This is a genomic window from Dyella jejuensis, from assembly GCF_044904675.1.
Lineage (GTDB): Bacteria > Pseudomonadota > Gammaproteobacteria > Xanthomonadales > Rhodanobacteraceae > Dyella_B > Dyella_B jejuensis.
The window spans coordinates 1-281 of sequence record NZ_JADIKJ010000114.1; the positions used below are offsets into that span (position 1 = coordinate 1).

The following is a 281-nucleotide window of genomic DNA, read 5'->3' on the forward strand; positions in this document are numbered from 1 at the left end:
AGGCACGTTTCGATGTAGGCGAGAAACGCGACACCGTTCATTGGACCATCGAGCACTAGCGGCGCGGTAATCGCATCGTGACGCAAGCCGGCAATGAACGTGGTCGTCTTCCAGTGGCCGTAGGGCGCAGAAGCGACACAACGCTGCCCTCGTGGCGAACGGCCCCGCAACCGGGTCATGCACGTGGTGGTAGCCGTTTCATCCAGGAAAACCAACCGACCTCGACTCCATTGCGGCTGGTCGCGCCTCCATTCAGTCCTTGCCTGCTGCACGTCCGCGCG

1 protein-coding gene is annotated in these 281 nt (G+C 62.3%); it reads right to left on the reverse strand.

The annotated features are described in order from the left end of the window. Positions 1–281: transposase (locus tag ISP15_RS18550; RefSeq protein ID WP_404549507.1), on the reverse strand; the 281-nt coding region annotated here is incomplete at both ends.